At 67.9% G+C, this 21,512-nt stretch carries 21 protein-coding genes; 17 read left to right on the top strand and 4 right to left on the bottom strand.

Annotated elements, in window-relative coordinates:
• The first annotated feature begins 33 nt into the window (after positions 1 to 33).
• From argC to QRN63_RS10815, 12 genes are all read left to right on the top strand, one after another.
• On the top strand, positions 34 to 1,068 hold the full coding sequence (gene argC, locus QRN63_RS10870) for an N-acetyl-gamma-glutamyl-phosphate reductase (RefSeq protein ID WP_285030775.1): 1,035 nt from the start codon (positions 34 to 36) through the stop codon (positions 1,066 to 1,068).
• A complete protein-coding gene (gene argJ, locus QRN63_RS10865; protein WP_285030774.1) occupies positions 1,065 to 2,270 on the top strand; it encodes a bifunctional glutamate N-acetyltransferase/amino-acid acetyltransferase ArgJ in 1,206 nt (401 codons plus the stop codon). Before argC ends, argJ begins: the two co-directional genes overlap by 4 nt.
• Positions 2,267 to 3,151 carry an acetylglutamate kinase gene (gene argB, locus QRN63_RS10860; RefSeq protein WP_285030773.1) on the top strand — a complete coding sequence of 295 codons (885 nt, stop codon included), beginning with the start codon at positions 2,267 to 2,269 and terminating at the stop codon, positions 3,149 to 3,151. The genes argJ and argB overlap by 4 nt, the downstream gene beginning before the upstream one ends.
• Positions 3,148 to 4,335 (top strand): acetylornithine transaminase, encoded by a 1,188-nt coding sequence (locus tag QRN63_RS10855; RefSeq protein WP_267317809.1) that lies wholly within the window; start codon positions 3,148 to 3,150, stop codon positions 4,333 to 4,335. The genes argB and QRN63_RS10855 overlap by 4 nt, the downstream gene beginning before the upstream one ends.
• Positions 4,332 to 5,264 carry an ornithine carbamoyltransferase gene (argF, locus tag QRN63_RS10850; protein WP_267317808.1) on the top strand — a complete coding sequence of 311 codons (933 nt, stop codon included), beginning with the start codon at positions 4,332 to 4,334 and terminating at the stop codon, positions 5,262 to 5,264. The genes QRN63_RS10855 and argF overlap by 4 nt, the downstream gene beginning before the upstream one ends.
• A 25-nt stretch (positions 5,265 to 5,289) precedes the next feature.
• The gene (locus QRN63_RS10845; protein ID WP_212814136.1) at positions 5,290 to 5,763 is read left to right on the top strand and encodes an arginine repressor; all 474 of its coding nucleotides are present in this window, start codon (positions 5,290 to 5,292) and stop codon (positions 5,761 to 5,763) included.
• Between the two features lie 26 nt (positions 5,764 to 5,789).
• Positions 5,790 to 6,989: an argininosuccinate synthase gene (locus QRN63_RS10840; protein ID WP_267317807.1), complete on the top strand. Its 1,200-nt coding sequence runs from the start codon at positions 5,790 to 5,792 to the stop codon at positions 6,987 to 6,989.
• 93 nt (positions 6,990 to 7,082) lie between these two features.
• Positions 7,083 to 8,504, top strand: a complete 1,422-nt coding sequence (gene argH, locus QRN63_RS10835; protein WP_285030772.1) for an argininosuccinate lyase — start codon at positions 7,083 to 7,085, stop codon at positions 8,502 to 8,504.
• Positions 8,505 to 8,582: 78 nt separating this feature from the next.
• A complete protein-coding gene (locus tag QRN63_RS10830) occupies positions 8,583 to 8,882 on the top strand; it encodes an HNH endonuclease (RefSeq protein WP_285030891.1) in 300 nt (99 codons plus the stop codon).
• Positions 8,883 to 8,908: 26 nt separating this feature from the next.
• Positions 8,909 to 10,468, top strand: a complete 1,560-nt coding sequence (locus QRN63_RS10825; RefSeq protein WP_285030771.1) for an HD domain-containing phosphohydrolase — start codon at positions 8,909 to 8,911, stop codon at positions 10,466 to 10,468.
• Positions 10,469 to 10,688: 220 nt separating this feature from the next.
• Positions 10,689 to 11,087 carry a nuclear transport factor 2 family protein gene (locus QRN63_RS10820; protein WP_285030770.1) on the top strand — a complete coding sequence of 133 codons (399 nt, stop codon included), beginning with the start codon at positions 10,689 to 10,691 and terminating at the stop codon, positions 11,085 to 11,087.
• Positions 11,084 to 11,449 carry a DsrE family protein gene (locus QRN63_RS10815; protein ID WP_285030769.1) on the top strand — a complete coding sequence of 122 codons (366 nt, stop codon included), beginning with the start codon at positions 11,084 to 11,086 and terminating at the stop codon, positions 11,447 to 11,449. The genes QRN63_RS10820 and QRN63_RS10815 overlap by 4 nt, the downstream gene beginning before the upstream one ends.
• Here the strand turns inward: QRN63_RS10815 and QRN63_RS29645 are convergent.
• Positions 11,439 to 13,235 (bottom strand): ABC-F family ATP-binding cassette domain-containing protein, encoded by a 1,797-nt coding sequence (locus QRN63_RS29645; RefSeq protein ID WP_350224442.1) that lies wholly within the window; start codon positions 13,233 to 13,235, stop codon positions 11,439 to 11,441. The genes QRN63_RS10815 and QRN63_RS29645 overlap by 11 nt on opposite strands.
• 143 nt (positions 13,236 to 13,378) lie before the next feature.
• On the opposite strand from QRN63_RS29645, the gene QRN63_RS10800 reads away from it, so the two are divergent.
• The 3 genes from QRN63_RS10800 (at position 13,379) to QRN63_RS10790 (ending at position 17,096) form a co-directional block, all read left to right on the top strand.
• On the top strand, positions 13,379 to 16,363 hold the full coding sequence (locus QRN63_RS10800; protein ID WP_285030768.1) for an acyl-CoA synthetase: 2,985 nt from the start codon (positions 13,379 to 13,381) through the stop codon (positions 16,361 to 16,363).
• 88 nt (positions 16,364 to 16,451) lie between these two features.
• Entirely contained in the window at positions 16,452 to 16,883 is a 432-nt protein-coding gene (locus QRN63_RS10795) for a hypothetical protein (RefSeq protein ID WP_267317803.1), read from the top strand.
• Between the two features lie 6 nt (positions 16,884 to 16,889).
• On the top strand, positions 16,890 to 17,096 hold the full coding sequence (locus tag QRN63_RS10790) for a Trm112 family protein (RefSeq protein WP_285030767.1): 207 nt from the start codon (positions 16,890 to 16,892) through the stop codon (positions 17,094 to 17,096).
• Here QRN63_RS10790 and QRN63_RS10785 read toward each other — a convergent pair.
• From QRN63_RS10785 to QRN63_RS10775, 3 genes are read right to left on the bottom strand one after another with little or no spacing between them, the layout of a single operon-like run.
• Positions 17,093 to 17,716 (bottom strand): TetR/AcrR family transcriptional regulator, encoded by a 624-nt coding sequence (locus QRN63_RS10785; protein ID WP_267317801.1) that lies wholly within the window; start codon positions 17,714 to 17,716, stop codon positions 17,093 to 17,095. The two genes, QRN63_RS10790 and QRN63_RS10785, sit on opposite strands and share 4 nt — an antisense overlap.
• Positions 17,713 to 18,531 carry an ABC transporter permease gene (locus QRN63_RS10780; RefSeq protein ID WP_267317800.1) on the bottom strand — a complete coding sequence of 273 codons (819 nt, stop codon included), beginning with the start codon at positions 18,529 to 18,531 and terminating at the stop codon, positions 17,713 to 17,715. Before QRN63_RS10780 ends, QRN63_RS10785 begins: the two co-directional genes overlap by 4 nt.
• On the bottom strand, positions 18,465 to 19,229 hold the full coding sequence (locus tag QRN63_RS10775; protein WP_285030766.1) for an ABC transporter ATP-binding protein: 765 nt from the start codon (positions 19,227 to 19,229) through the stop codon (positions 18,465 to 18,467). The genes QRN63_RS10780 and QRN63_RS10775 overlap by 67 nt, the downstream gene beginning before the upstream one ends.
• 69 nt (positions 19,230 to 19,298) lie before the next feature.
• Here QRN63_RS10775 and QRN63_RS10770 point away from each other — a divergent pair, with 69 nt between their 5' ends.
• Positions 19,299 to 19,910 carry a DNA-3-methyladenine glycosylase gene (locus QRN63_RS10770; protein ID WP_285030765.1) on the top strand — a complete coding sequence of 204 codons (612 nt, stop codon included), beginning with the start codon at positions 19,299 to 19,301 and terminating at the stop codon, positions 19,908 to 19,910.
• A 38-nt stretch (positions 19,911 to 19,948) separates the two neighbouring features.
• On the top strand, positions 19,949 to 21,247 hold the full coding sequence (gene tyrS, locus QRN63_RS10765; RefSeq protein ID WP_285030764.1) for a tyrosine--tRNA ligase: 1,299 nt from the start codon (positions 19,949 to 19,951) through the stop codon (positions 21,245 to 21,247).
• The last annotated feature ends 265 nt before the right edge of the window (positions 21,248 to 21,512 follow it).

The raw sequence follows: 21,512 nt of genomic DNA, 5'->3' as shown, positions 1-21,512 counted from the left end.
CAAGTTGATGCATAACCATGCAGAATCGGTTGCATGACTTCTGTGGCGGTGGCCGGCGCCAGTGGGTATGCCGGCGGCGAGATCTTGCGGCTTCTGCTGGGCCACCCGGCCTACGCCGACGGCCGCCTCACCATCGGTGCGCTGACTGCCGCCGGTAACGCCGGCACCACGGTCGGTGACCACCACCCGCACCTGCTGCCGATCGCGCAGCAGGTGCTGCAACCCACCGAGGTCGACGTCCTCGCCGGACACGACGTCGTGTTTCTGGGGCTGCCCCACGGACATTCGGCCGCCCTGGCGCAGCAACTCGGCCCCGACACTCTGATCGTCGACTGCGGCGCCGACTTCCGGCTCACCGATGCCGCCGCGTGGGAGAAGTTCTACGGCTCCGAGCACGCCGGCAGCTGGCCCTACGGGCTGCCCGAACTGCCCGGCGGCCGGGACAAGCTCGTCGGCACCAAACGCATTGCGGTTCCGGGCTGTTACCCGACCTCGGCGCTGCTGGCCCTGGTGCCGGCCGTCGCCGCCGGGCTCGTCGAGCCCAATGTCACCGTCGTGGCGGTCAGCGGCACCTCGGGCGCCGGCAAGTCGGGCAAGGTCGACCTGTCGGCCGCCGAGGTCATCGGCTCGGCCCGGGCCTACAACGTCGGTGGCGCGCACCGGCACACCCCGGAGATCGCGCAGGGGCTGCGGGCCGTCACCGACAAGGACGTGACGGTGTCGTTCACCCCCGTGCTGATCCCGACGTCGCGCGGCATCCTCGCGACCTGCACGGCGCGCACCACGGCGTCCGTCGAGGAAATCCGGGCCGCATACGAAAAGGCCTACGCCAGTGAGCCGTTCATCTATCTGCTGCCGGAAGGGCAGCTGCCCAAGACCGGTTCGGTCGTCGGCAGCAACGCCGCGCAGATCGCCGTCGCGGTCGACGAGGACGCGAAGACCCTTGTCGCGCTGTGCGCCATCGACAACCTGACCAAGGGCACCGGCGGCGCGGCAGTACAGTCCATGAACATCGCGCTCGGCTGGCCGGAAACCGAAGGACTATCCACCGTGGGAGTAGCACCGTGACCGACACCCCGTCCCTGCATCGCAACCAGGGCGTCACCGCGCCGGAAGGCTTCCGGGCCGCCGGAATCGCCGCCGGTATAAAGGCTTCCGGGAAGCCGGACCTGGCGCTGGTGTTCAACGAGGGGCCCGACCTGTCGGCCGCCGGGGTCTTCACCCGCAACAAGGTGCGTGCCGCTCCGGTGCAGTGGAGCGAGCAGGTACTCAAGAGCGGCCGGTTGCGGACCGTGATCCTGAACTCCGGTGGCGCCAATGCCTGTACCGGTCCGGGCGGTTTCCAGGACACCCACCAGACCGCCGAGGCCGTCGCCGCCGCCTTGAGTGACTGGGGCACCGAAACCGGGGCCATCGAGGTGGCGGTGTGCTCGACGGGGCTGATCGGGGACCGGCTCCCGATGGACAAGGTGCTCGCCGGCGTCACGGAGATCGTGCACGAGATGGCCGGTGGCCTGTCGGGCGGTGAGGAGGCCGCGCGGGCCATCATGACCACCGACACGGTGCCGAAACAGGTTGCGCTGCACCACCCGGGCAAGTGGACTGTCGGTGCCATGGCCAAGGGCGCCGGCATGATGGCGCCGTCGCTGGCGACCATGTTGGTGGTCATCACCACCGACGCCGTCGCCGACGCCGAGGCCCTCCAACTCGCGCTCAAGAACGCCGCCGGGAAGACCTTCGACCGGCTCGACATCGACGGCAGCTGCTCCACCAATGACACGGTGCTGCTGCTGTCATCGGGCGCCAGCGAAATCCGGCCCAGCCAAAGCGAATTGGACGAGGCCATCTTCACCGTCTGTGACGACCTGTGCGCCCAGCTGCAGTCCGACGCCGAAGGTGTCACCAAGCGCATCGCGATCACCGTCAAGGGCGCGGCCAGTGAGGACGACGCCCTCGTGGGTGCCCGGGCCCTGGCGCGCGACAGCCTCGTGAAGACGGCGCTGTTCGGGTCCGACCCCAACTGGGGCCGGGTGCTGGCCGCGATCGGCATCGCGCCGATCGAACTCGTGGCCGACCGGATCAGCGTGTCCTTCAACGGTTCTGCGGTGTGCATCGACGGCGCGGGTGCGCCCGGTGCCCGCGACGTCGACCTGTCGGGCGCCGACATCGAGGTCGTCGTCGACCTGCAGCTCGGCGAGCACGAGGCGACGATCCGGACCACCGACCTGTCGCATGCCTACGTCGAAGAGAACTCGGCGTACAGCTCATGAGCACCAACGAGCTCTCCACCACCACCAAGGCCGCGGTCCTCGCCGAGGCGTTGCCGTGGCTCAAGCAGCTGCACGGCAAGATCGTCGTGGTCAAGTACGGCGGCAACGCCATGACCGACGACACCCTCAAGGCGGCCTTCGCCGCCGACATGGCGTTCCTGCGCAACTGCGGTATCCAGCCCGTCGTCGTGCACGGCGGCGGTCCGCAGATCAGCGCGATGCTCAAACGCCTCGGTATCCAAGGTGATTTCAAGGGCGGCTTCCGGGTCACCACCCCCGAGGTCCTCGACGTCGCGCGCATGGTGTTGTTCGGTCAGGTCGGTCGCGAACTGGTCGGGCTGATCAACGCCCACGGCCCGTACGCCGTCGGCATCACCGGTGAGGATGCGCAGCTGTTCACCGCCGTGCGGCGCAGCGTGACGGTCGACGGCGTGCTCACCGACATCGGACTGGTCGGCGACGTCGAGCACGTCAACGCCGAGGCCATCCTGGACCTCATCGACGCGGGCCGGATTCCGGTGGTGTCCACCATCGCTCCCGACGCCGACGGCGTGGTGCACAACATCAACGCCGACACCGCCGCGGCCGCAGTGGCCGAGGCTCTCGGCGCCGAGAAGCTGCTGATGCTCACCGACGTCGAAGGCCTGTACACCGACTGGCCGGACCGTAACTCGCTGGTCACCGAAATCGACACGGCCGCACTGGCGCAGCTGTTGCCGAGGCTCGAATCCGGCATGGTGCCCAAGATCGAGGCGTGCCTGCGGGCCGTGGAGAACGGTGTCCCGAGCGCGCACGTCATCGACGGCCGGGTCGAACACTGTGTCCTCGTCGAGCTGTTCACCGACGAGGGCACCGGAACCAAGGTTGTGTCACCCGCATGAAGGAAACCGAAGCAATGCAAGCCCGTTGGCAGGCAGTGATGACCAACAACTACGGCACGCCGCCCGTCGCGCTGGTCAGCGGCGACGGTGCCGTCGTCACCGACGCCGACGGCAAGAGCTACGTCGACTTCCTGGCCGGCATCGCGGTCAACGTGCTGGGCCACCGGCACCCGGCGGTGATCGAGGCCGTCACCACCCAGCTGAACACGTTGGGCCACACCTCGAATCTGTACGCCACCGAACCGGGTATCGCGCTGGCCGAAGCTCTGGTGGCTCAGGTCGGTGCCCCGGCCCGGGTGTTCTTCTGCAACTCGGGCGCCGAGGCCAACGAAGCCGCGTTCAAAATCACGAGGCTCACCGGACGCACCAAAATCGTTGCGGCCCAAGGCGCCTTCCATGGCCGCACCATGGGATCACTGGCGCTGACCGGCCAGCCCGGCAAGCAGGAGCCGTTCCTGCCGCTGCCCGGCGACGTCACGCACGTGCCTTACGGCGACGCCGACGCGCTCGAAGCCGCCGTCACCGACGAGACCGCCGCGGTGTTCCTCGAGCCGATCATGGGCGAGGGCGGCGTCGTCACCCCGCCGGCCGGTTACCTGGCCAAAGCCCGCGAGCTCACCACGAAACATGGTGCGCTGCTGGTGCTCGACGAGGTCCAGACCGGCATCGGCCGGACCGGCGCCTTCTACGCGCACCAGCACGACGGCATCACGCCCGACGTCATCACGCTGGCCAAGGGCCTCGGCGGCGGCCTGCCCATCGGCGCCTGCATCGCCATCGGCGCCGCCGCTGACCTGCTGCAGCCGGGCATGCACGGCAGCACCTTCGGCGGTAACCCGGTGTGCACGGCCGCGGGCCTGGCGGTCGTCAAGACCCTGGCCGACGACGATCTGGTTCATCGCGCCGACGCCGCGGGCAAGACGCTGGCGCACGGCATCGAGGAGTTGGGTCACCCGCTGGTCGATCACGTCCGCGGCCGTGGCCTGCTGCTCGGCGTCGTCCTGACCAAACCGCACGCCAAGGCCGTCGAAAACGCCGCACGCGACGCGGGCTTCCTCGTCAACGCCGCGGCCGCCGACGTCGTGCGGCTCGCGCCGCCGCTGGTCATCACCGATGCCCAGATCGACGCGTTCCTGACCGCTCTACCCACCGTTCTCGACACCGCAGCAGGGGAGTCCCAGTGATCCGCCATTTCCTCCGTGACGACGACCTGACCCCCGAGGAGCAGGCCGAGGTCCTGGCGCTGGCCGCCGAACTCAAGAAGGCGCCGTTCAGCCGTCGGCCGCTCGAGGGACCGCGGGGCATCGCCGTCATCTTCGAGAAGAACTCGACCCGTACCCGCTTCTCGTTCGAGATGGGCATCGCCCAACTCGGTGGGCATGCCGTCGTCGTCGACGGTCGCAGCACGCAGCTGGGCCGCGAGGAGACCCTCGAGGACACCGGTGCCGTGCTGTCGCGCTACGTCGACGGCATCGTCTGGCGCACTTTCGCGCAGGAGCGCCTGACGGCCATGGCCTCGGGCGCGACCGTCCCGATCGTCAACGCCCTGTCCGACGAGTTCCACCCCTGCCAGGTGCTGGCCGATCTGCAGACCATCGCCGAGCGCAAGGGCAAGCTCGCCGGGCTCAACATGTCCTACCTCGGCGACGGCGCCAACAACATGGCGCACTCGCTGATGGTCGGCGGTGTGACGGCAGGCATCAACGTAACCATCGCCGCGCCGAAGGGGTTCGAGCCCGACCCGCAGTTCGTCGAGGCCGCCAAGAAGCGCGCGGCCGAGACCGGCGCGACCGTCACCGTCACCACCGACCCACAGGCCGCGGCCGACGGCGCCGACGTCCTCGTCACCGACACCTGGACCTCGATGGGCCAGGAGAACGACGGCCTGGACCGCGTGCGGCCGTTCCGTCCGTTCCAGGTCAACACCGCGCTGCTGCGCCGGGCGGCAGACGATGCCGTCGTGCTGCACTGCCTGCCGGCGCACCGCGGGGACGAGATCACCGACGAGGTGATCGACGGCCCGCAGAGCGCGGTGTTCGACGAGGCCGAGAATCGCCTGCATGCCCAGAAAGCCATGCTGGTGTGGCTGCTGGAACGAAACGCGCGGCGATGAGCCGCTTGCGCGAAGAGCAGAAAACATGACGGCATCGACCCGGGCCGGACGACAGTCGCGCATCGTGGCGCTGCTGTCGTCGAACCCGGTGCGTAGCCAGACCGAACTCGCGGCCCTGCTCGCCGCGGAGGGCATCGACGTCACCCAGGCCACGCTGTCCCGTGACCTGGAGGAACTGGGTGCGGTCAAGCTGCGCGGCGCCGACGGCGGCACCGGCGTGTACGTCGTGCCCGAGGACGGCAGCCCCGTCAAAGGCGTGTCTGGCGGCACCGAGCGGCTGTCCCGCCTGCTCGGCGAGCTGCTGGTGTCCACCGACGCCAGCGCCAACCTGGCGGTGTTACGTACGCCACCTGGGGCGGCACAGTACCTGGCCAGTGCAATAGATCGGGCGGCTCTGCCTTATGTTGTGGGCACGATCGCCGGTGATGACACCCTTTTGGTTGTCGCCCGCGAACCGATGAGCGGCGCCGAACTCGCCGCCACCTTCGAGAACCTGTAGCAGTACTAGAACAAGGAGATTGACACATGTCCGAGCGCGTCATCCTGGCGTATTCCGGCGGTCTGGACACTTCGGTCGCGATCAGCTGGATCGGCAAGGAGACCGGCAAAGAGGTCGTCGCCGTGGCCATCGACCTGGGCCAGGGCGGCGAGGACATGGAGGTGGTGCGTCAGCGTGCCATCGATTGCGGCGCCGTCGAGGCCGTCGTGGTCGACGCGCGCGACGAGTTCGCCGACGAGTACTGCCTGCCCACCATCAAGGCCAACGCGCTGTACATGGACCGGTACCCGCTGGTCTCGGCCATCTCGCGGCCGCTGATCGTCAAGCATTTGGTCGCAGCCGCTCGGGACCATGGGGGCACCGTCGTCGCGCACGGCTGCACCGGCAAGGGCAACGACCAGGTCCGCTTCGAGGTCGGCTTCAACACCCTGGCCCCCGAGCTGGAGGTCATCGCCCCGGTCCGCGACTACGCCTGGACCCGCGAGAAGGCCATCGCCTTCGCGCAGGAGAACGACATCCCGATCAACGTCACCAAGAAGTCGCCGTTCTCCATCGACCAGAACGTGTGGGGCCGCGCCGTCGAGACCGGCTTCCTCGAGGACCTGTGGAACGCCCCGACCAAGGACGTCTACGACTACACCGAGGATCCGACGGTCCACTTCAACACCCCCGACGAGCTGATCATCAGCTTCGACAAGGGCCGCCCCGTCGCGATCGACGGCCGTCCGCTGAGCGTGCTGCAGATCATCCAGGAGCTCAACTCCCGCGCGGGTGCGCAGGGCGTCGGCCGGCTGGACGTCGTCGAGGACCGCCTCGTGGGCATCAAGTCCCGCGAGATCTACGAGGCCCCGGGCGCCATGGTGCTCATCACCGCGCATACCGAGCTCGAGCACGTCACCTTGGAGCGCGAGCTCGGACGCTACAAGCGTGGCGTGGACCAGAAGTGGGGCGAGCTGACCTACGACGGTCTCTGGTACAGCCCGCTGAAGGCCTCCCTGGAGGCGTTCGTCGAGCACACCCAGCAGCACGTCTCCGGCGACATCCGCCTGGTGCTGCACGGCGGCCACATCAGCGTCAACGGCCGTCGCTCGAACGAGTCGCTGTACGACTTCAACCTCGCCACCTACGACGAGGGCGACAGCTTCGACCAGAGCTCCGCCAAGGGCTTCGTCCAGCTGCACGGCCTGAGCTCCAAGATCTCCGCCAAGCGCGACCTGGGCCTGTAACAACCACTTCCCGCGAGCGGCCGTGTTTGTGCACCGACACACCGTGTTCAGCTGTACAAAAGCGGCCGCTCGCACTCGACGAGGGGCACGTTAATGAGCACCGGTGGGACCAACGAAGGTTCGCTGTGGGGCGGTCGGTTCGCCTCCGGCCCGTCCGAAGCGCTTGCCGCACTGAGCAAGTCGACGCACTTCGATTGGGCGCTGGCGCCGTATGACGTCACGGCGTCCAAGGCGCACGCCCGCGTGCTGCACCACGCCGGCCTGCTCACCGACGAGCAGCGCGACGGACTCTTGGCCGGCTTGGACAGCCTGGGCAACGATGTCGCTGACGGCTCCTTCGGACCGCTGCCGACGGACGAGGACGTGCACGGCGCGCTGGAGCGCGGGCTGATCGACCGCGTCGGCGACGACCTGGGCGGCCGGCTGCGTGCCGGCCGGTCCCGCAACGACCAGGTGGCCACGCTGTTCCGGATGTGGCTGCGTGACGCCATCAAGACCGTCGGCAACGGCGTGCTCGACGTCGCCGCAGCGCTGGCCGAACAGGCCGCCGCGCACCCGACGGCGATCATGCCGGGCAAGACGCACCTGCAGTCGGCGCAGCCGGTGCTGTTGGCCCACCACCTTCTCGCGCACGCGCACCCGCTGCTGCGCGACGCCGACCGACTGCTCGATCTGGACAAGCGGGCGGCGGTGTCGCCGTATGGATCCGGTGCGCTCGCCGGTAGCTCGCTGGGTCTGAGCCCCGATGCCATCGCGGCGGATCTGGGATTCAATGCGGCGGCGGACAATTCGATCGACGCCACGTCTTCGCGTGACTTCGCCGCCGAGGCTGCTTTCGTGTTCGCCATGATCGCCGTGGACCTGTCCCGGCTGTCCGAGGACATCATCCTCTGGAGCACAACGGAATTCGGCTACGTCAAGCTGCACGACTCCTGGTCGACCGGCAGCTCGATCATGCCGCAGAAGAAAAACCCCGACATCGCCGAACTGGCCCGTGGCAAGTCCGGCCGCCTCATCGGCAACCTTGCCGGCCTGCTGGCCACCCTCAAGGCGCAGCCGCTGGCCTACAACCGGGACCTCCAGGAGGACAAGGAGCCGGTCTTCGACTCCGTCGCGCAGCTCGAGCTCCTGCTGCCCGCGATGGCCGGGCTGGTCGGCACCCTGACCTTCGACACGGACCGGATGGCCGCGCTGGCCCCGTTGGGTTTCACGCTGGCCACCGACATCGCGGAATGGATGGTGCGTCAGGGCATTCCGTTCCGGGTAGCCCACGAAGCGGCCGGCGCAGCGGTCAAGGCCGCCGAGGCCAGGGGCGTCGGGTTGGAAGAACTCGCCGCCGACGAACTCGCGGGCATCCACCCCGGACTCACCGCCGAGGTGCGCGACGTGCTGACCATCGCCGGTTCGGTCGAGTCGCGTGATGCCCGCGGCGGCACCTCGCCGGCCAGGGTCGCCGAGCAGCTCGTCACCGTGCGCGACACCGCCGAGCGCTTGCGGGCCCGCCTGCAGGGCTGAGCGTGTTTGCCGCCGTAGGCTCAGGCGGTGCCAACCCGTAGCCGCGCCGCCGTCTACGCCAGACGTCGCAAGCGACGGATGGCGAAGGTCGACCACGACCTGACGACGCAGCAGTGGGCTGTCCTGCAACAGATTTGGGGTGGCTGCGCCTACTGCGGCGCGGACGACGCCGATCTGCAGAAGGACTGCGTGCAGCCCATCTCCCGGGGCGGGCGGTACACGCTCGACAATGTGGTACCCGCGTGCCGGTCCTGCAATGCGAGCAAGTGCAATGCCGAGGTCACCGGCTGGCTGCGCCGAAAGAAGCTGGACGAAGGCAGGTTTCTGCTCCGGAAGGCCACCATCGCCAGAGAACTGGCGCAATACTGCGGACCCTGACGGGGCCTGGCACCTACGCTGAGCCGATGGCCGCTACCCGGACGCCCGAGGTGCGCCTGGCCGAGTTGATCGCCTCGCTGTCCTTGGCTACCGATCTGGGACTTGGGCAGCCGCAAGAACACGTGCTGCGGCAGACGGTCATCGCGACCCGCCTGGCCGCCGCGGCCGGGATGACGCCTGAGCATCAGGCCGCCGCCTTCTACGTGTCGCTGCTGGCCTGGATGGGCTGTGTCGCCGACTCTCATGAGCTGGCCCATTGGTTCGGCGACGACCTCCAGATGCGCGCCGACAGCTACCAGGTCGACAAGGTCGGCCCCGGCATGGCGCGCTTCCTCCTCGGGCACCTCGCGCAGGGCCAGCCGGCACTGCAGCGCATTACCATGGTGGGCCGCTTCCTGGCGCAGGGCGTCGCGGAGATGCCGAAACTGTTTGTCAGCCACTGTCAGACCGCCAGTGACATTGCCGACCGGCTGGATCTGCCGCCCGAAGTCCGCGTCGCCCTGCTGGACGCCTTCGAGCGCTGGGATGGCAAGGGCGTGCCGGGACGTGTCCGGGGCGCCCAGATCGCACCGGTGATGCGCGTCGTGCACATCGCCGACGACGCCGAGGTGCACCACCGTGCCGGCGGCGTCGAGGCCGCGCTGGAGATGCTGCGCAGCCGCCGGGAAACAGAGTTCGACCCGGAGTTGGTGGACCTGTGCTGTGACCGTCCCGACGAGATTTTCGGGGGACTGGACACGGTCGATGCCTGGGGCTCGGTGATCGGGGGCTGTGCGTCGCTCGATTCCACCGTCCCCGACGCTGAATTGACCGCGGTACTCCGGGTTTTCGCCGACTACGCCGATCTGAAATCGGCCTGGTTCCTGGGCTATTCGCGCCGCGTCGCCGAGCTCACCGCGGCGGCAGCCAGATCCGCGGGCCTCGGGGACGACGACGTCGCACTCGCCGAGCGCGCGGCACTCGTGCACCGGATCGGCGCCATCGGGGTGTCCACCGGCATCTGGAACAAGCGGGGTCCCTTGACCATTGCCGAACTCGAACGCGTCCGGACCGTCCCGTATCTCACGGAACGCGTGCTGTGCCGCCAACCGCGACTATGTGAGATCGGTACGGTCGCCGCCGCCGGCTACGAGCGGATGGACGGTAGCGGATACCCCCGCGGTTTGAGCGGCACGTCCATTCCCATGACCGCCCGCCTGCTGGCCGCGGCCGCGGTTTATCAGGCCCTCGGTGAGGACCGTCCGCACCGGGTCAAGTTCTTGCAGGCCGATCGCACCACGGCCATGCACACCGAGGTCACCGCCGGACGGCTCGACGCTGCCGCCGTCAGTGCGGTGCTCACCGCCGCGGGCTGCCGGCCCGGACCACGCGCCCGCCTCGTCGCCGGCCTGACCGGCCGCGAACTCGAAGTACTCGAGCTGCTGGTCCGCGGTTCGTCGAATCGGCAGATCGCCCAACATCTTTCAATCACGCCGCGGACCGTCGGGACCCACGTCGAGCACATCTACACCAAGATCGGGGTGTCGACCCGCGGTGCCGCGGCGATGTTCGCGATGCGCCACGGGCTGGTCAGCACCGCTGAATAGCGGCTTCAGCGCAGGGTGAACGCCGCTACTCGAACTTGGGCCGTTGACACTGTATCTAGGGTGCAAAAGATCGAGTAGCCTGCGCCCTCAGCGCAGGGTGAACGCTGATACTCGAACTTGGGCCGTTCACCCTGCATCTACGGCGTTCCGTGTGGGCTGACCGAATAGATCGGGCATTCACCCGATGTGCCGGCCCGGCCGCGAGCCGTAAACCTGATACATGAGCAACGACACCGACACGGGCTGGGCTGTGGCGGGCGCTTTCCTTGAGGCTTTCGCCGGCCGGGATTTCGCTTCGCTGGCCCAATGCCTCGATCCCGATGTGCATTTCCGCGCCCTGATCCCTCCCGGCCTCGTCGACGTGACCGGGGCCGACGACGCCGTCGGCCGCTTCCGGCACTGGTTCGGCGCCGACACCTTCGAACTGCTCGACGCCTCGGTCGGCCGGGTCGGGGACCGCATCACGCTGAGCTGGCGGGTCCGCACCTCGCCGCCGGGGGACCCGACGGTCATCAGGCTTGTCGAGCAGCGCATGTTCGCCGTCGCCGACGATCGCATCCACTCAATCGACCTGCTGTGCTCAGGATTTCAGCCCGAACAGAAAGGGAACCGCTCATGAGCTCGAAAGTGGCGATCAGCCTCACCACCGGTCTGGAAGACGCCGAGAAGGTCACCATCGCTCTGCTGGTGGCTGTCGGCGCAGTCGAACAGGGACACCCCACGATGATGTTCCTGACCAAGGAAGCAGTCCGGCTTGCCCTACCCGGATTCGCGCTCGGGGTCGCGTGCGACGGGTGCCCGCCGCTGCCGGATCTGATGGCCCGGTATGAAGCCGGCGGCGGCAGGTTCCTCGTCTGCCCCATCTGCTTCAACGCCAAAGCGCTTGATGCAGAAAACATCCTGGCCAACGCCGACCTCGGGGGCACCATCCCGCTGTGGCAGTGGATCGGCGACGAGGCGGCCACCACGTTCAGCTACTGACTTCCTCCGACAACTCCATCCACCGATCCTCGAGCTCGGTCACTTCGCCTTCGAGCTCGCGTAGCGAGCCCGTGAGACGTTGCAGCCCTTCGTAATCGCCCTGATCATGCTCGGCGAGACGCTGATGCGCGGTATCGATCTGGCCGGCGAGCTTCTCCAGTCGCCGTTCGATGGCGGTGAGTTCTTTCTGCGCCGCGCGCAGTTCGGCACCGGACAGCCCCTCAGCTGCGACGACGGCCGGTTTGGCTGCGGCGGTACCGGTTTGGGCCGCGTGCGTCGCCCGCAGGCGCAGGTACTCGTCGACCCCACCGGGCAGGTGCCGGAGCCGGCCGCCGAGGATGCCGAACTGCTGATCGGTGACGCGCTCGAGGAAATACCGGTCGTGGCTGACCACGATCAGCGTGCCCGGCCAGGAGTCCAGCAGGTCTTCCATGGCCGCCAGCATGTCGGTGTCGAGGTCGTTGGTCGGCTCGTCCAGGATCAGCACGTTGGGCTGTTCCAGCAGGATCAGCAGCAGCTGCAATCGCCGCTGCTGCCCACCGGACAGGTCCTTCACCGGGGTGGACAGCTGGGCACTGGCGAAGCCCAGACGCTCGAGCAGCTGGCTCGGCGTGAGTTCCTGTGCCTTGGAACCGGACCCGAAGCTGTAGGTCGTCGCCAACCGGCTCAGCACGACCCGCACGGGCTCGTCGAGATGCTCGGCGAGCTTCTCCACGCCCTGGGTGAGCGCGGCGATCTGCACGGTCTTGCCGTGCTTTACCCGGCCAGTGGTCGGCTCGACCGTGCCGTCGATCAGTCCGAGCAGTGTCGACTTGCCGGCGCCGTTGACGCCGAGGATTCCGGTCCGTTCACCCGGCGCGATCCGCCACTCGACGTCCTGCAGCACCTGCCGCTCGCCGTAGGTCACGGACGCGTCCAGGATGTCGACGACCTGCTTGCCGAGGCGCGTCACGGCCAGCGACTGCAGCGCCACCTTGTCGCGGATCTCGGGCACGTCGGCGATCAGCGCGTTGGCGGCGTCGATGCGGAACTTCGGCTTCGACGTCCGCGCCGGTGCGCCGCGACGCAGCCACGCGAGTTCCTTGCGGGCCAGGTTCTGCCGCCGGGCCTCGCTGGCCGCCGCCTGCCGGTCCCGCTCGACGCGCTGCAGGATGTACGCCGCGTAACCACCCTCGAACGGTTCGACGATGCGGTCGTGCACCTCCCAGGTGGCGGTACAGACCTCGTCGAGGAACCACCGGTCGTGGGTGACGACGAGCAGGCCACCGGCGTTGGCGGCCCACCGCTTCTTCAGATGCGCGGCCAGCCAGGTGATGGCCTCGACGTCGAGGTGGTTGGTGGGCTCGTCGAGGATCAGGACGTCGTGGTCGCCGGCGAGCAGCCGGGCCAGGGCGACGCGGCGACGCTGTCCGCCGGACAGCGTGCCGATCACCGCATTCCAGTCGAGGTCGCCGAGCAGCCCGGTGATGACGTCGCGGCCGCGGGGGTCGCCCGCCCATTCATGCTCGGGGACATCGCCGACGACGGCGTGCCCGACGGTGTCGGTGTGGTCGAGGGTGTCGGCCTGGTCGAGCATCCCGATCCGGACGCCACCGCGCACCGTCACCCGCCCGGAGTCGGGCTTGAGCCGCCCGCCCAGCATTGCCAGCAAACTGGACTTGCCGTCGCCGTTGCGGCCGACGATGCCGATCCGGTCGCCCTCCTCGATCCCGACCGTCAGTGAATCGAAAACCACGCGGGTCGGAAATTCCAGATGCAGGGCTTCGGCCCCCAGTAGATGCGCCATCAGGCGCTGATTCTATGGGGTGCTCAGCGGACTCAACACCGGCCACAACAGCAAGGCCGCAACACCGACGTAACCAGCACGTTGTGCCATGATGGCGTCGTAATCAGGGGATTTGTGCTTATTTGACCAAAAGGGAGTACCCGGTGGTGGACTTTTCGGTGATCACCGGGCCGGTGGAGCGGTTGGTAGCAACCGCCCAGAACGGCCTGGAAGTGCTTCGCTACGGCGGGCTGGAGACCGGCGCCGTGCCGTCGCCGTTCCAGATCGTCGAGAGCGTGCCGATGTACCGCCTGCGCCGGTACTTCCCGCCGGACGCCCGTCCGGGCGCGGCCCCGTCCGGTTCGCCGGTGCTGATGGTGCATCCGATGATGATGTCCGCGGACATGTGGGACGTCACGCGCGACGACGGCGCCGTCGGCATCCTGCACGCCGCGGGCCTGGACCCGTGGGTCATCGACTTCGGCTCGCCGGACCAGGTCGAGGGCGGCATGGACCGCAACCTCGCGGACCACGTGGTGGGGCTCAGCGCCGCCATCGACACCGTCAAGGCGACCACCGGCAAAGACGTCCACCTGGCCGGCTATTCGCAGGGTGGCATGTTCGCCTACCAGACCGCCGCGTATCGGCAGTCCCGCGATCTGGCCAGCATCATCGCCTTCGGATCTCCGGTGGACACGCTGGCCGCACTGCCGATGAACATGCCGGCGAACCTGGCATCCGGCGTCGCCGACTTCATGGCCGACCATGTCTTCAGCCGCCTCAACATCCCGGGCTGGTTGGCGCGCAACGGTTTCCAGATGCTCGACCCGATCAAGACCGCGCAGTCGCGGCTCGACTTCCTGCGCCAGCTGCATGACCGTGAGGCCTTGTTGCCGCGCGAGCAGCAGCGACGGTTCCTGGCCAGCGAGGGTTGGATCGCGTGGTCCGGCCCGGCGATCGCGGAGCTGCTCAAGCAGTTCATCGCGCACAACCGCATGATGACCGGCGGGTTCGCCATCCACGGCAACCTGGTGACGCTGTCCGACATCACCTGCCCGGTCCTCGCCGTGGTCGGCGAGGTCGACGACATCGGTCAGCCCGCTGCGGTGCGCGGTATCAAGCGCGCCGCCCCGGAGGCCGATGTCTACGAATACCTCATCCGCGTCGGGCATTTCGGTCTCGTCGTGGGTTCCAAGGCGGCCAGCCAGAGCTGGCCGACGGTGGCGTCGTGGGTCAAATGGCTCGATGCCGGCGGGCCGATGCCGGCCGACGTGGTGCCGATGCCGTTGCAGTCCGATCTGCCCCGTGAGTCGGTGCCACTGGCCGTCCGCGTCGCGCATGGTGCCGCAGCCGCGACCGAGATGGCATTCACGTTGGCGAGCACCGCGGCGGACGCGGTCGTGACGGCCGGAAAGTCCACGCGGGCGCTGGCGATCGAGACCGTTCGCACGCTGCCGCGTCTGGCCCGGCTGGGACAGATCAATGACCACACCCGAATCTCGTTGGGCCGCATCATGTGTGAGCAGGCCCAGGGTGCGCCCGACGGTGAGTTCCTGCTGTTCGACGGCCGCGTGCACACCTATGAGGCCGTGGACCGCCGGATCAACAACGTCGTCCGCGGGCTGATCGAAGTCGGTGTGCGGCAGGGTGTTCGGGTCGGTGTGCTGATGGAGACCCGTCCCAGCGCACTCGTCGCCATCGCGGCGCTGTCTCGCCTCGGCGCGGTGGCCGTCCTGATGCCGCCCGATGCCGACCTGGCCGTCGCGGCCAGCCTCGGTGGTGTCACCGACATCATCTCCGACCCCGCGAACCTCGATGCTGCCCGCCGGCTTCGGACGCGCGTGCTGGTGCTCGGCGGTGGCGAGAACCGCGACCTGCACCTGACCAGCGATTCGTCCGCCGCCGATGACGTTATAGATATGGAGCAGATCGACCCCGACGTCGTCGAGCTGCCCGGCTGGTACCGGCCGAACCCCGGCTATGCGCAAGACCTGGCCTACATCGCCTTCGCGAACGTCGGCGGCGAGCTGGTGGCCCGGCAGATCACCAACTTCCGTTGGGCGCTCTCGGCATTCGGCACCGCTTCGGCGGCCAACCTGGGCCGCGGCGACACCGTCTACTGCCTGACCCCGCTGCACCACCAGTCCGGACTGCTGGTCTCGCTCGGCGGCGCGGTCGCCGGTGGCGCCCGCATTGCCCTGTCGCGCGGCCTGCGGCCCGACCGCTTCGTGCACGAACTGCGGCAGTACGGCGTCACCGTGGTGTCCTACACCTGGGCGATGCTGCGCGACGTCATCGACGATCCGTCGTTCGTCATCAACGGAACCCACCCGGTGCGCCTGTTCATCGGCTCGGGCATGCCGGCCGGGTTGTGGCGCCGCGTCGAGGACGCCTTCCAGCCTGCGCACGTCCTGGAGTTCTTCACCACCACCGATGGTCAGGCCGTGCTGGCCAACGTGTCGGGACTCAAGATCGGCAGTGAGGGCCGGCCGCTGCCGGGTGGCGGCCAGATCGCGTTGGCCGCCTACGACGTCGACGACGACCTGATCCTCGAGGGCGATGACGGTTTCGTGGCGCTCGCCGAGCCCAACGAGGTGGGCGTGCTGCTGGCCAAGCCCCGCGGACCCGTCGACCCGACGGCCTCGGTCAAGCGCGGTGTCTTCGCGCCGGGGGACACCTGGGTGTCCACCGAGTTCCTGTTCCGCCGGGACGACGACGGCGACTACTGGATGGTCGACAACCGCCGTTCGGTCATCCGCACCCCGCGTGGCGCGGTATTCGGCAAGGAGGTCGGGAATGCGCTGGGCCGCCTCGATGCCGTCGACATCGCCGTCACCTACCGGGTGCCGCTTGCTGATCGGGAGCTGGCGGTCACGGCATTGAGCCTGCGTCCGGGTGGCAGTGTGCTGCCGGCCGACCTCCGTGAGGCGTTGGCCGATCTGCCGGTCGGAGTGGTGCCGGACCTCATCCACGTGGTGCCGGAGCTGACGCTGAACGCGTCGTATCGACCGGTGCTCGCGGAATTGCGGGCCGCCGGAGTGCCCGAGTCGACCGACAGTTCGTGGCTGTTCGACGTCGAAAGCGACTCCTTCGTGCCGTTCACCGCGGCTGCCCATGCCGAGTTGACCGGGACGGGCAGTCTGTCGTGACAACCTGCCCGCGCCGGTCGGCGCTGTTAGGCTGCGGTTTGTCAGTCGGGGTACACGCCGTCGGGCGCAGATATCGAATGGAGAACGCATGACGTCACACACCAGCCGTCGCCGGCGCGGTGTTGCCGGCGCGATTCTGGCGGGAGCTGTGGCTGCCGGGCTGATGATGACTCCTGCCGCTGCACACGCCGACGTCCTGGACGACCTCGACGCGCAGTACGACATCGGCGCCAGCGGTGGCGACCTCTCGAAGCTGCTGCACACGGCGCTCACGCTGCGCGCCCAGGGCTTCGGGCCCTCGAAGGGCAACCTGGACGATATCCAGGCCGCCCTCGACCAGCGTCCCAACCAGGTGCCACTGATCCACGCGCTGCAGGACACCGTGAAGTTCCAGAAGCGCAATCAGGCCCGCGCCGCCGGCGTGAAGCCGCAGAACCCCATCGTCATCGGTGGCCCGGGTGGTCTGCCGCCTGGCCTGGTGCCGGGTACCGGTGGCTCGCAGATTCCACTGGGTGGCTGACGCAGGATGATCGACGAAGCTTTGCGTGCCATTTTGGTGTGCCCGCAGGACCGCGGCGAGCTGCTGCTGGTCGGAGACGAATGCCTGTACAACCCACGGTTGCGGCGGGCATACCGCATCGACGGCGGGGTGCCGGTGCTGCTCATCGACGAAGCGGTCGATATCACCGACGACGCCGAGCACCAGCGACTGATCGCCGCCGCCGAGCGCTAGCTCAGAGCCGGCAGGTCGCCGGTGAGGTAGCGCTGCAGGTTCGGACCGATCGTTTCCGCGATCTGTTGCACCGGAAGCGATCTGAACGGCTCGAGTTGCACGATGTAGCGGGCCATCACGACCCCGATCAGCTGGGAAGCGACGAATTGCACGCGGATTCGTCCCGTGCCGGGCGGATTATCAACGCGCGCACCGACTTCGGCGGTGATGACGTCTTCCAGGAAAATCCGTATCAGGTTGACGTCGTCGCCCGCCAGCATCGAGCGTAACGCCGCGATGAACCCGGCGCCCAGCTCGGAGTCCCAGATCGGGAACAAGAGCGACGGCAGGGTGCGACCGAGTTCGTCGACGGGAGTGTCCCGCAAGGGGCCCAGCACCATCTGAGGGTCGATGGGAATGTGCACCGCCGCGGCGAAGAGCCGCTGCTTCGTCCCGAAATAGTGGTGCACCAGCGCCGCGTCGACGCCGGCGGCAGACGCGATCGCCCGCACCGACGTGTTGTTGAAACCGTTGCGGGCGAACAGCTCCCGCGCACACGACAGGATCGTCTCCTTGGTGTCCGAGGTTCCGGTGGGACGGCCGGGCGGCTTCTTGCGGGGCCGTGGCTGCGTCGCGGTCATGGGGTCCGACGGCGCAGGGTCGCGGCGGCCAGGCACATGGTGACGACTGCGAACGCGATCACGATGACGATGTCCCGCATCGTGGTGCCGGTGATGTCGGTGTGGTGGGCCACCTGTTGGAGGGCCTCGAGCGCGTAGGTCGCGGGCAGTGCGTCACTGATCCACCGTAGCCAGTCGGGCAGCATTTCGCGGGGCACGATGATGCCGCACAACAGCAATTGCGGCACGATCACCACCGGCATGAACTGCACGGCCTGGAACTCGGTGCGCGCGAAGGCACTGCACAGCAGACCGAGCCCGACGCCGAGCACTGCGTTGATGATCGCGATCAGGAAGACCAGTGCGGGGCTGCCCGCGGTGTCGAATCCGAGGAACCAGAACGACACCAGGCAGGCCAGCGTCGCCTGGGCGGCCGCGGCCACCGAGAACGCCGATCCGTAGGCGGCCAACAGATCCAGCCGGCGCAGGGGAGTGGTCAGGATCCGTTCCAACGTCCCCGAAACCCGTTCGCGCTGCATGGTTATCGAGGTGATCAGGAACATGACGACCAGGGGGAAGACACCCAGCAAGATCAGGCACGCGTTGTTGAACGGCGACAGTGTGCCGGGACGGTGCGGCAGATCGTCGAACATGAAGTACATCAAGGTGATGACGGCGCTCGGCACCACCAGGATCATCGCCATGCTCCGATGGTCGGCGGCGAGCTGACGCAGGATGCGGGCCGTGGTGGCCAGGTAAGGCCGCAACGTCAACCGGCTCTGGCTGCGGTGCTGCGCCGGATGATGGTCAGAAACGCTTCCTCCAGCGACGAACATCCGGTGTCCTCTCGTAGTCGGGTGGGCGTGGTGTGTGTGAGCAGGTGACCCTCGCGCATCAGCAGCAGTTCGCCGCAGTGGTCGGCCTCGTCCATCACATGGCTCGACACCAGCAGGGTGGTGCCGTCGCCGGCCAGTCGGTCGAATTGGTCCCAGAGGTCGACGCGAAGCACCGGGTCGAGGCCGACCGTCGGTTCATCGAGCACCAGCAGGTCAGGTTTGGACACCAGCGCGCAGGCCAGCGAGGCGCGCGTCCGCTGACCGCCGGACATGTTGCCGCACAAGGCGGTTCGGTGGTCCTGCAGTCCGACGGCAGCTATCGCCTCGTCGGCCGCGGACTTGCCGGCGCCCGTCAGTGCGGCGAAATAGCGCACGTTGTCGATGACCCGCAGATCGTTGTAGACCGTCGGCTCCTGCGTCACGTACCCCACGCGACGACGCAGTTCGGCCGATCCGCCGGGTTTCCCGAGCACGGTGACGGTGCCGCTGGTGATGATCTGGGTGCCGACGATGGCGCGCATGAGGGTGGTCTTGCCGCAGCCGGACGGGCCGAGCAGTCCGGTGATGCTGCCGTGCCGGACCTGCAGGGACACGTCGTCGATCGCGCGCCGTTTGCCGCGGACGACGGTCAGGTTCTCGATCTGAATCGCGACGTCAGGGGCATGATTCAGTAATTCACCATTCGATGAACTCATCATATGGTGAATAATCCGCTCATGGCGTGGGCGTGTCAATGGTCATCGCCGGACCGGGCAGAATGACGGGTCATGAGCGCCGAGCTACTCGCCGTCGATCCGGTCACCGCGGCTCGCCGTCTGCTCGGTGCCACCTTGTACGGTCGGGAAGTGGTCGCCACCGTGGTGGAGGTCGAGGCATACGGCGGCCCGCCGTCGGGACCCTGGCCGGATGCGGCTGCGCACTCGTTCCGCGGGCCGACGCCCCGCAGTGCGGTGATGTTCGGGCCGGCCGGGCACCTGTACACGTACCGCAGTCACGGAATTCATGTGTGCGCCAACGTCGTTTGTTGCACCGATGGTGTGGCGGGCGCCGTGTTGCTCCGCGCGGCCCGCATCGTCGACGGTTGTGGTGTCGCCGCGCATCGGCGACGGTCCGGCATCACCCCCGTCGCGTTCGCCCGGGGCCCGGGCAACCTGTGCGAGGCGCTCGGAATCACGTTGGCGGACAACGGTATTGACCTGATGGATCGGCGGTCTCCGGTCCGGCTCGAACTGAACCCACCACAGGAGGCGAGCGCTGGGCCGCGGGTCGGGGTCAGTCAGGCCGCCGACCGGCCGTGGCGGTTCTGGTTGCCGGGCACTCCAGAGGTGTCGAACTACCGGCGCAGTCCCCGGGCGCCCGCGCCGGGGGACAGTGACTGATGACAGGCGATGACCTGCAATAGGGGAAGATCGACGTCGTGAGTACTGGCATTCTCGATGAATTGGACTGGCGCGGGCTGATCGCGCAATCGACCGACCGCGAAGCGCTCGCCGCCGCGACGACCGATGGGCCGCTCACGCTGTATGCCGGCTTCGACCCGACCGCGCCCAGCCTGCATGCCGGACACCTGGTCCCCCTACTCACGCTGCGGCGATTCCAGCAGGCCGGACACCGTCCAATCGTGCTGGCCGGCGGTGCGACCGGCATGATCGGCGATCCCCGCGACAACGGCGAGCGGACGATGAACACCGCCGATACCGTCGCCGACTGGGCCGAACGCATCCGCGGCCAGCTCGAGCGGTTCGTCGAGTTCAACGACTCGGGCAACGGCGCGATCGTCGAGAACAACCTGTCCTGGACCGGGCCGATGTCGGCTATCGAGTTCCTGCGTGACCTGGGCAAACACTTCTCCGTCAACGTGATGCTCGACCGCGACACCATCAAGCGGCGCCTCGAGGGCGACGGCATCTCGTACACCGAGTTCAGCTACATGCTTCTTCAGGCCAACGACTTCGTCGAGCTGTACAAGAAGCACGGCTGCAGCCTGCAGGTCGGTGGTTCTGACCAGTGGGGGAACATCATCGCGGGTGTCCGCCTGGTGCGCCAGAAGCTGGGTGCGACCGCACATGCGCTGACGGTTCCGCTGGTCACCTCGGCCGACGGCAAGAAGTTCGGCAAGTCGACCGGTGGCGGCAATCTGTGGCTCGATCCCGAGCTGACCAGCCCATATGCCTGGTACCAGTACTTCGTGAACGCGGCCGACACCGATGTCGTCGGGTATCTGCGCTGGTTCACCTTCCTGTCCGCCGAAGAGCTCGGCGAACTGGCGACCGCCACCGCGGAGCGTCCCCACGAGCGGGCAGCGCAACGCCGGCTGGCCCGGGAATTGACCACGTTGGTGCACGGCCAGGCCGCGACCGATGCCGTCGAATTGGCCAGTCAGGCGCTGTTCGGCCGTGCTGAACTCGCGGATCTCGACGAGTCGACGCTGTCAGCTGCGCTGACCGAGGCCAGTAACGGCCAGGTCGCGGAGCTGGCACCCGGTGGTCCGGATGGGATCACCGACCTACTGGTTGCGACGGGCCTGTCCAAGAGCCGTGGCGAAGCGCGCCGGACCGTCGCCGAAGGCGGCGTTTACGTGAACAACGCACGTGTGGAAAGCGACGAGTGGGTACCACAGTCGTCGGACTTTCTCGGTGAGCGCTGGCTGGTGTTGCGGCGTGGCAAGCGCCACATCGCCGGGGTGCGCCGGGTTGGCGGGTCTGGCCAAGGATGACGGCCCCTCTGACCAGGGGAAACAGTCCGCTGACCTGGCGATTTGACTCCCTGTTAGCCCTGCCGTAACTTATTCCAGGTCAGAGCGACACGGACAAGCGCCGGAGAGCGAAGACCAAATCCGAGAGTAACACCCATTAAGTTGGGAGTTCCTCACTGCCCGCACACGGACCGCGGCTTTTAGCCGCGGGTTTGTTGCGCGGTCAGGCCGGGCGTGTTGTTTGAGAACTCAATAGTGTGTTTGGTGGTTTTTGTTTGTTGTTTTT

It is taken from the genome of Mycolicibacterium sp. lyk4-40-TYG-92, assembly GCF_030209435.1.
GTDB lineage: Bacteria > Actinomycetota > Actinomycetes > Mycobacteriales > Mycobacteriaceae > Mycobacterium.
The sequence above is the reverse complement of the archived record's forward strand: the minus strand, read 5'-3'. Positions and strand labels throughout refer to the sequence as shown.

Excerpts from the sequence above, each read along its gene's own strand:
- argC (WP_285030775.1), top strand. The coding sequence starts at position 34 with ATGACTTCTGTGGCGGTGGCCGGCGCCAGTGGGTATGCCGGCGGCGAG.
- argB (WP_285030773.1), top strand. The coding sequence starts at position 2,267 with ATGAGCACCAACGAGCTCTCCACCACCACCAAGGCCGCGGTCCTCGCC.
- QRN63_RS10855 (WP_267317809.1), top strand. The coding sequence starts at position 3,148 with ATGAAGGAAACCGAAGCAATGCAAGCCCGTTGGCAGGCAGTGATGACC.
- QRN63_RS10845 (WP_212814136.1), top strand. The coding sequence starts at position 5,290 with ATGACGGCATCGACCCGGGCCGGACGACAGTCGCGCATCGTGGCGCTG.
- QRN63_RS10840 (WP_267317807.1), top strand. The coding sequence starts at position 5,790 with ATGTCCGAGCGCGTCATCCTGGCGTATTCCGGCGGTCTGGACACTTCG.
- argH (WP_285030772.1), top strand. The coding sequence starts at position 7,083 with ATGAGCACCGGTGGGACCAACGAAGGTTCGCTGTGGGGCGGTCGGTTC.
- QRN63_RS10830 (WP_285030891.1), top strand. The coding sequence starts at position 8,583 with ATGGCGAAGGTCGACCACGACCTGACGACGCAGCAGTGGGCTGTCCTG.
- QRN63_RS10825 (WP_285030771.1), top strand. The coding sequence starts at position 8,909 with ATGGCCGCTACCCGGACGCCCGAGGTGCGCCTGGCCGAGTTGATCGCC.
- QRN63_RS10820 (WP_285030770.1), top strand. The coding sequence starts at position 10,689 with ATGAGCAACGACACCGACACGGGCTGGGCTGTGGCGGGCGCTTTCCTT.
- QRN63_RS10815 (WP_285030769.1), top strand. The coding sequence starts at position 11,084 with ATGAGCTCGAAAGTGGCGATCAGCCTCACCACCGGTCTGGAAGACGCC.
- QRN63_RS29645 (WP_350224442.1), bottom strand. The coding sequence starts at position 13,235 with ATGGCGCATCTACTGGGGGCCGAAGCCCTGCATCTGGAATTTCCGACC.
- QRN63_RS10795 (WP_267317803.1), top strand. The coding sequence starts at position 16,452 with ATGACGTCACACACCAGCCGTCGCCGGCGCGGTGTTGCCGGCGCGATT.
- QRN63_RS10790 (WP_285030767.1), top strand. The coding sequence starts at position 16,890 with ATGATCGACGAAGCTTTGCGTGCCATTTTGGTGTGCCCGCAGGACCGC.
- QRN63_RS10785 (WP_267317801.1), bottom strand. The coding sequence starts at position 17,716 with ATGACCGCGACGCAGCCACGGCCCCGCAAGAAGCCGCCCGGCCGTCCC.
- QRN63_RS10780 (WP_267317800.1), bottom strand. The coding sequence starts at position 18,531 with ATGTTCGTCGCTGGAGGAAGCGTTTCTGACCATCATCCGGCGCAGCAC.
- QRN63_RS10775 (WP_285030766.1), bottom strand. The coding sequence starts at position 19,229 with ATGATGAGTTCATCGAATGGTGAATTACTGAATCATGCCCCTGACGTC.
- QRN63_RS10770 (WP_285030765.1), top strand. The coding sequence starts at position 19,299 with ATGAGCGCCGAGCTACTCGCCGTCGATCCGGTCACCGCGGCTCGCCGT.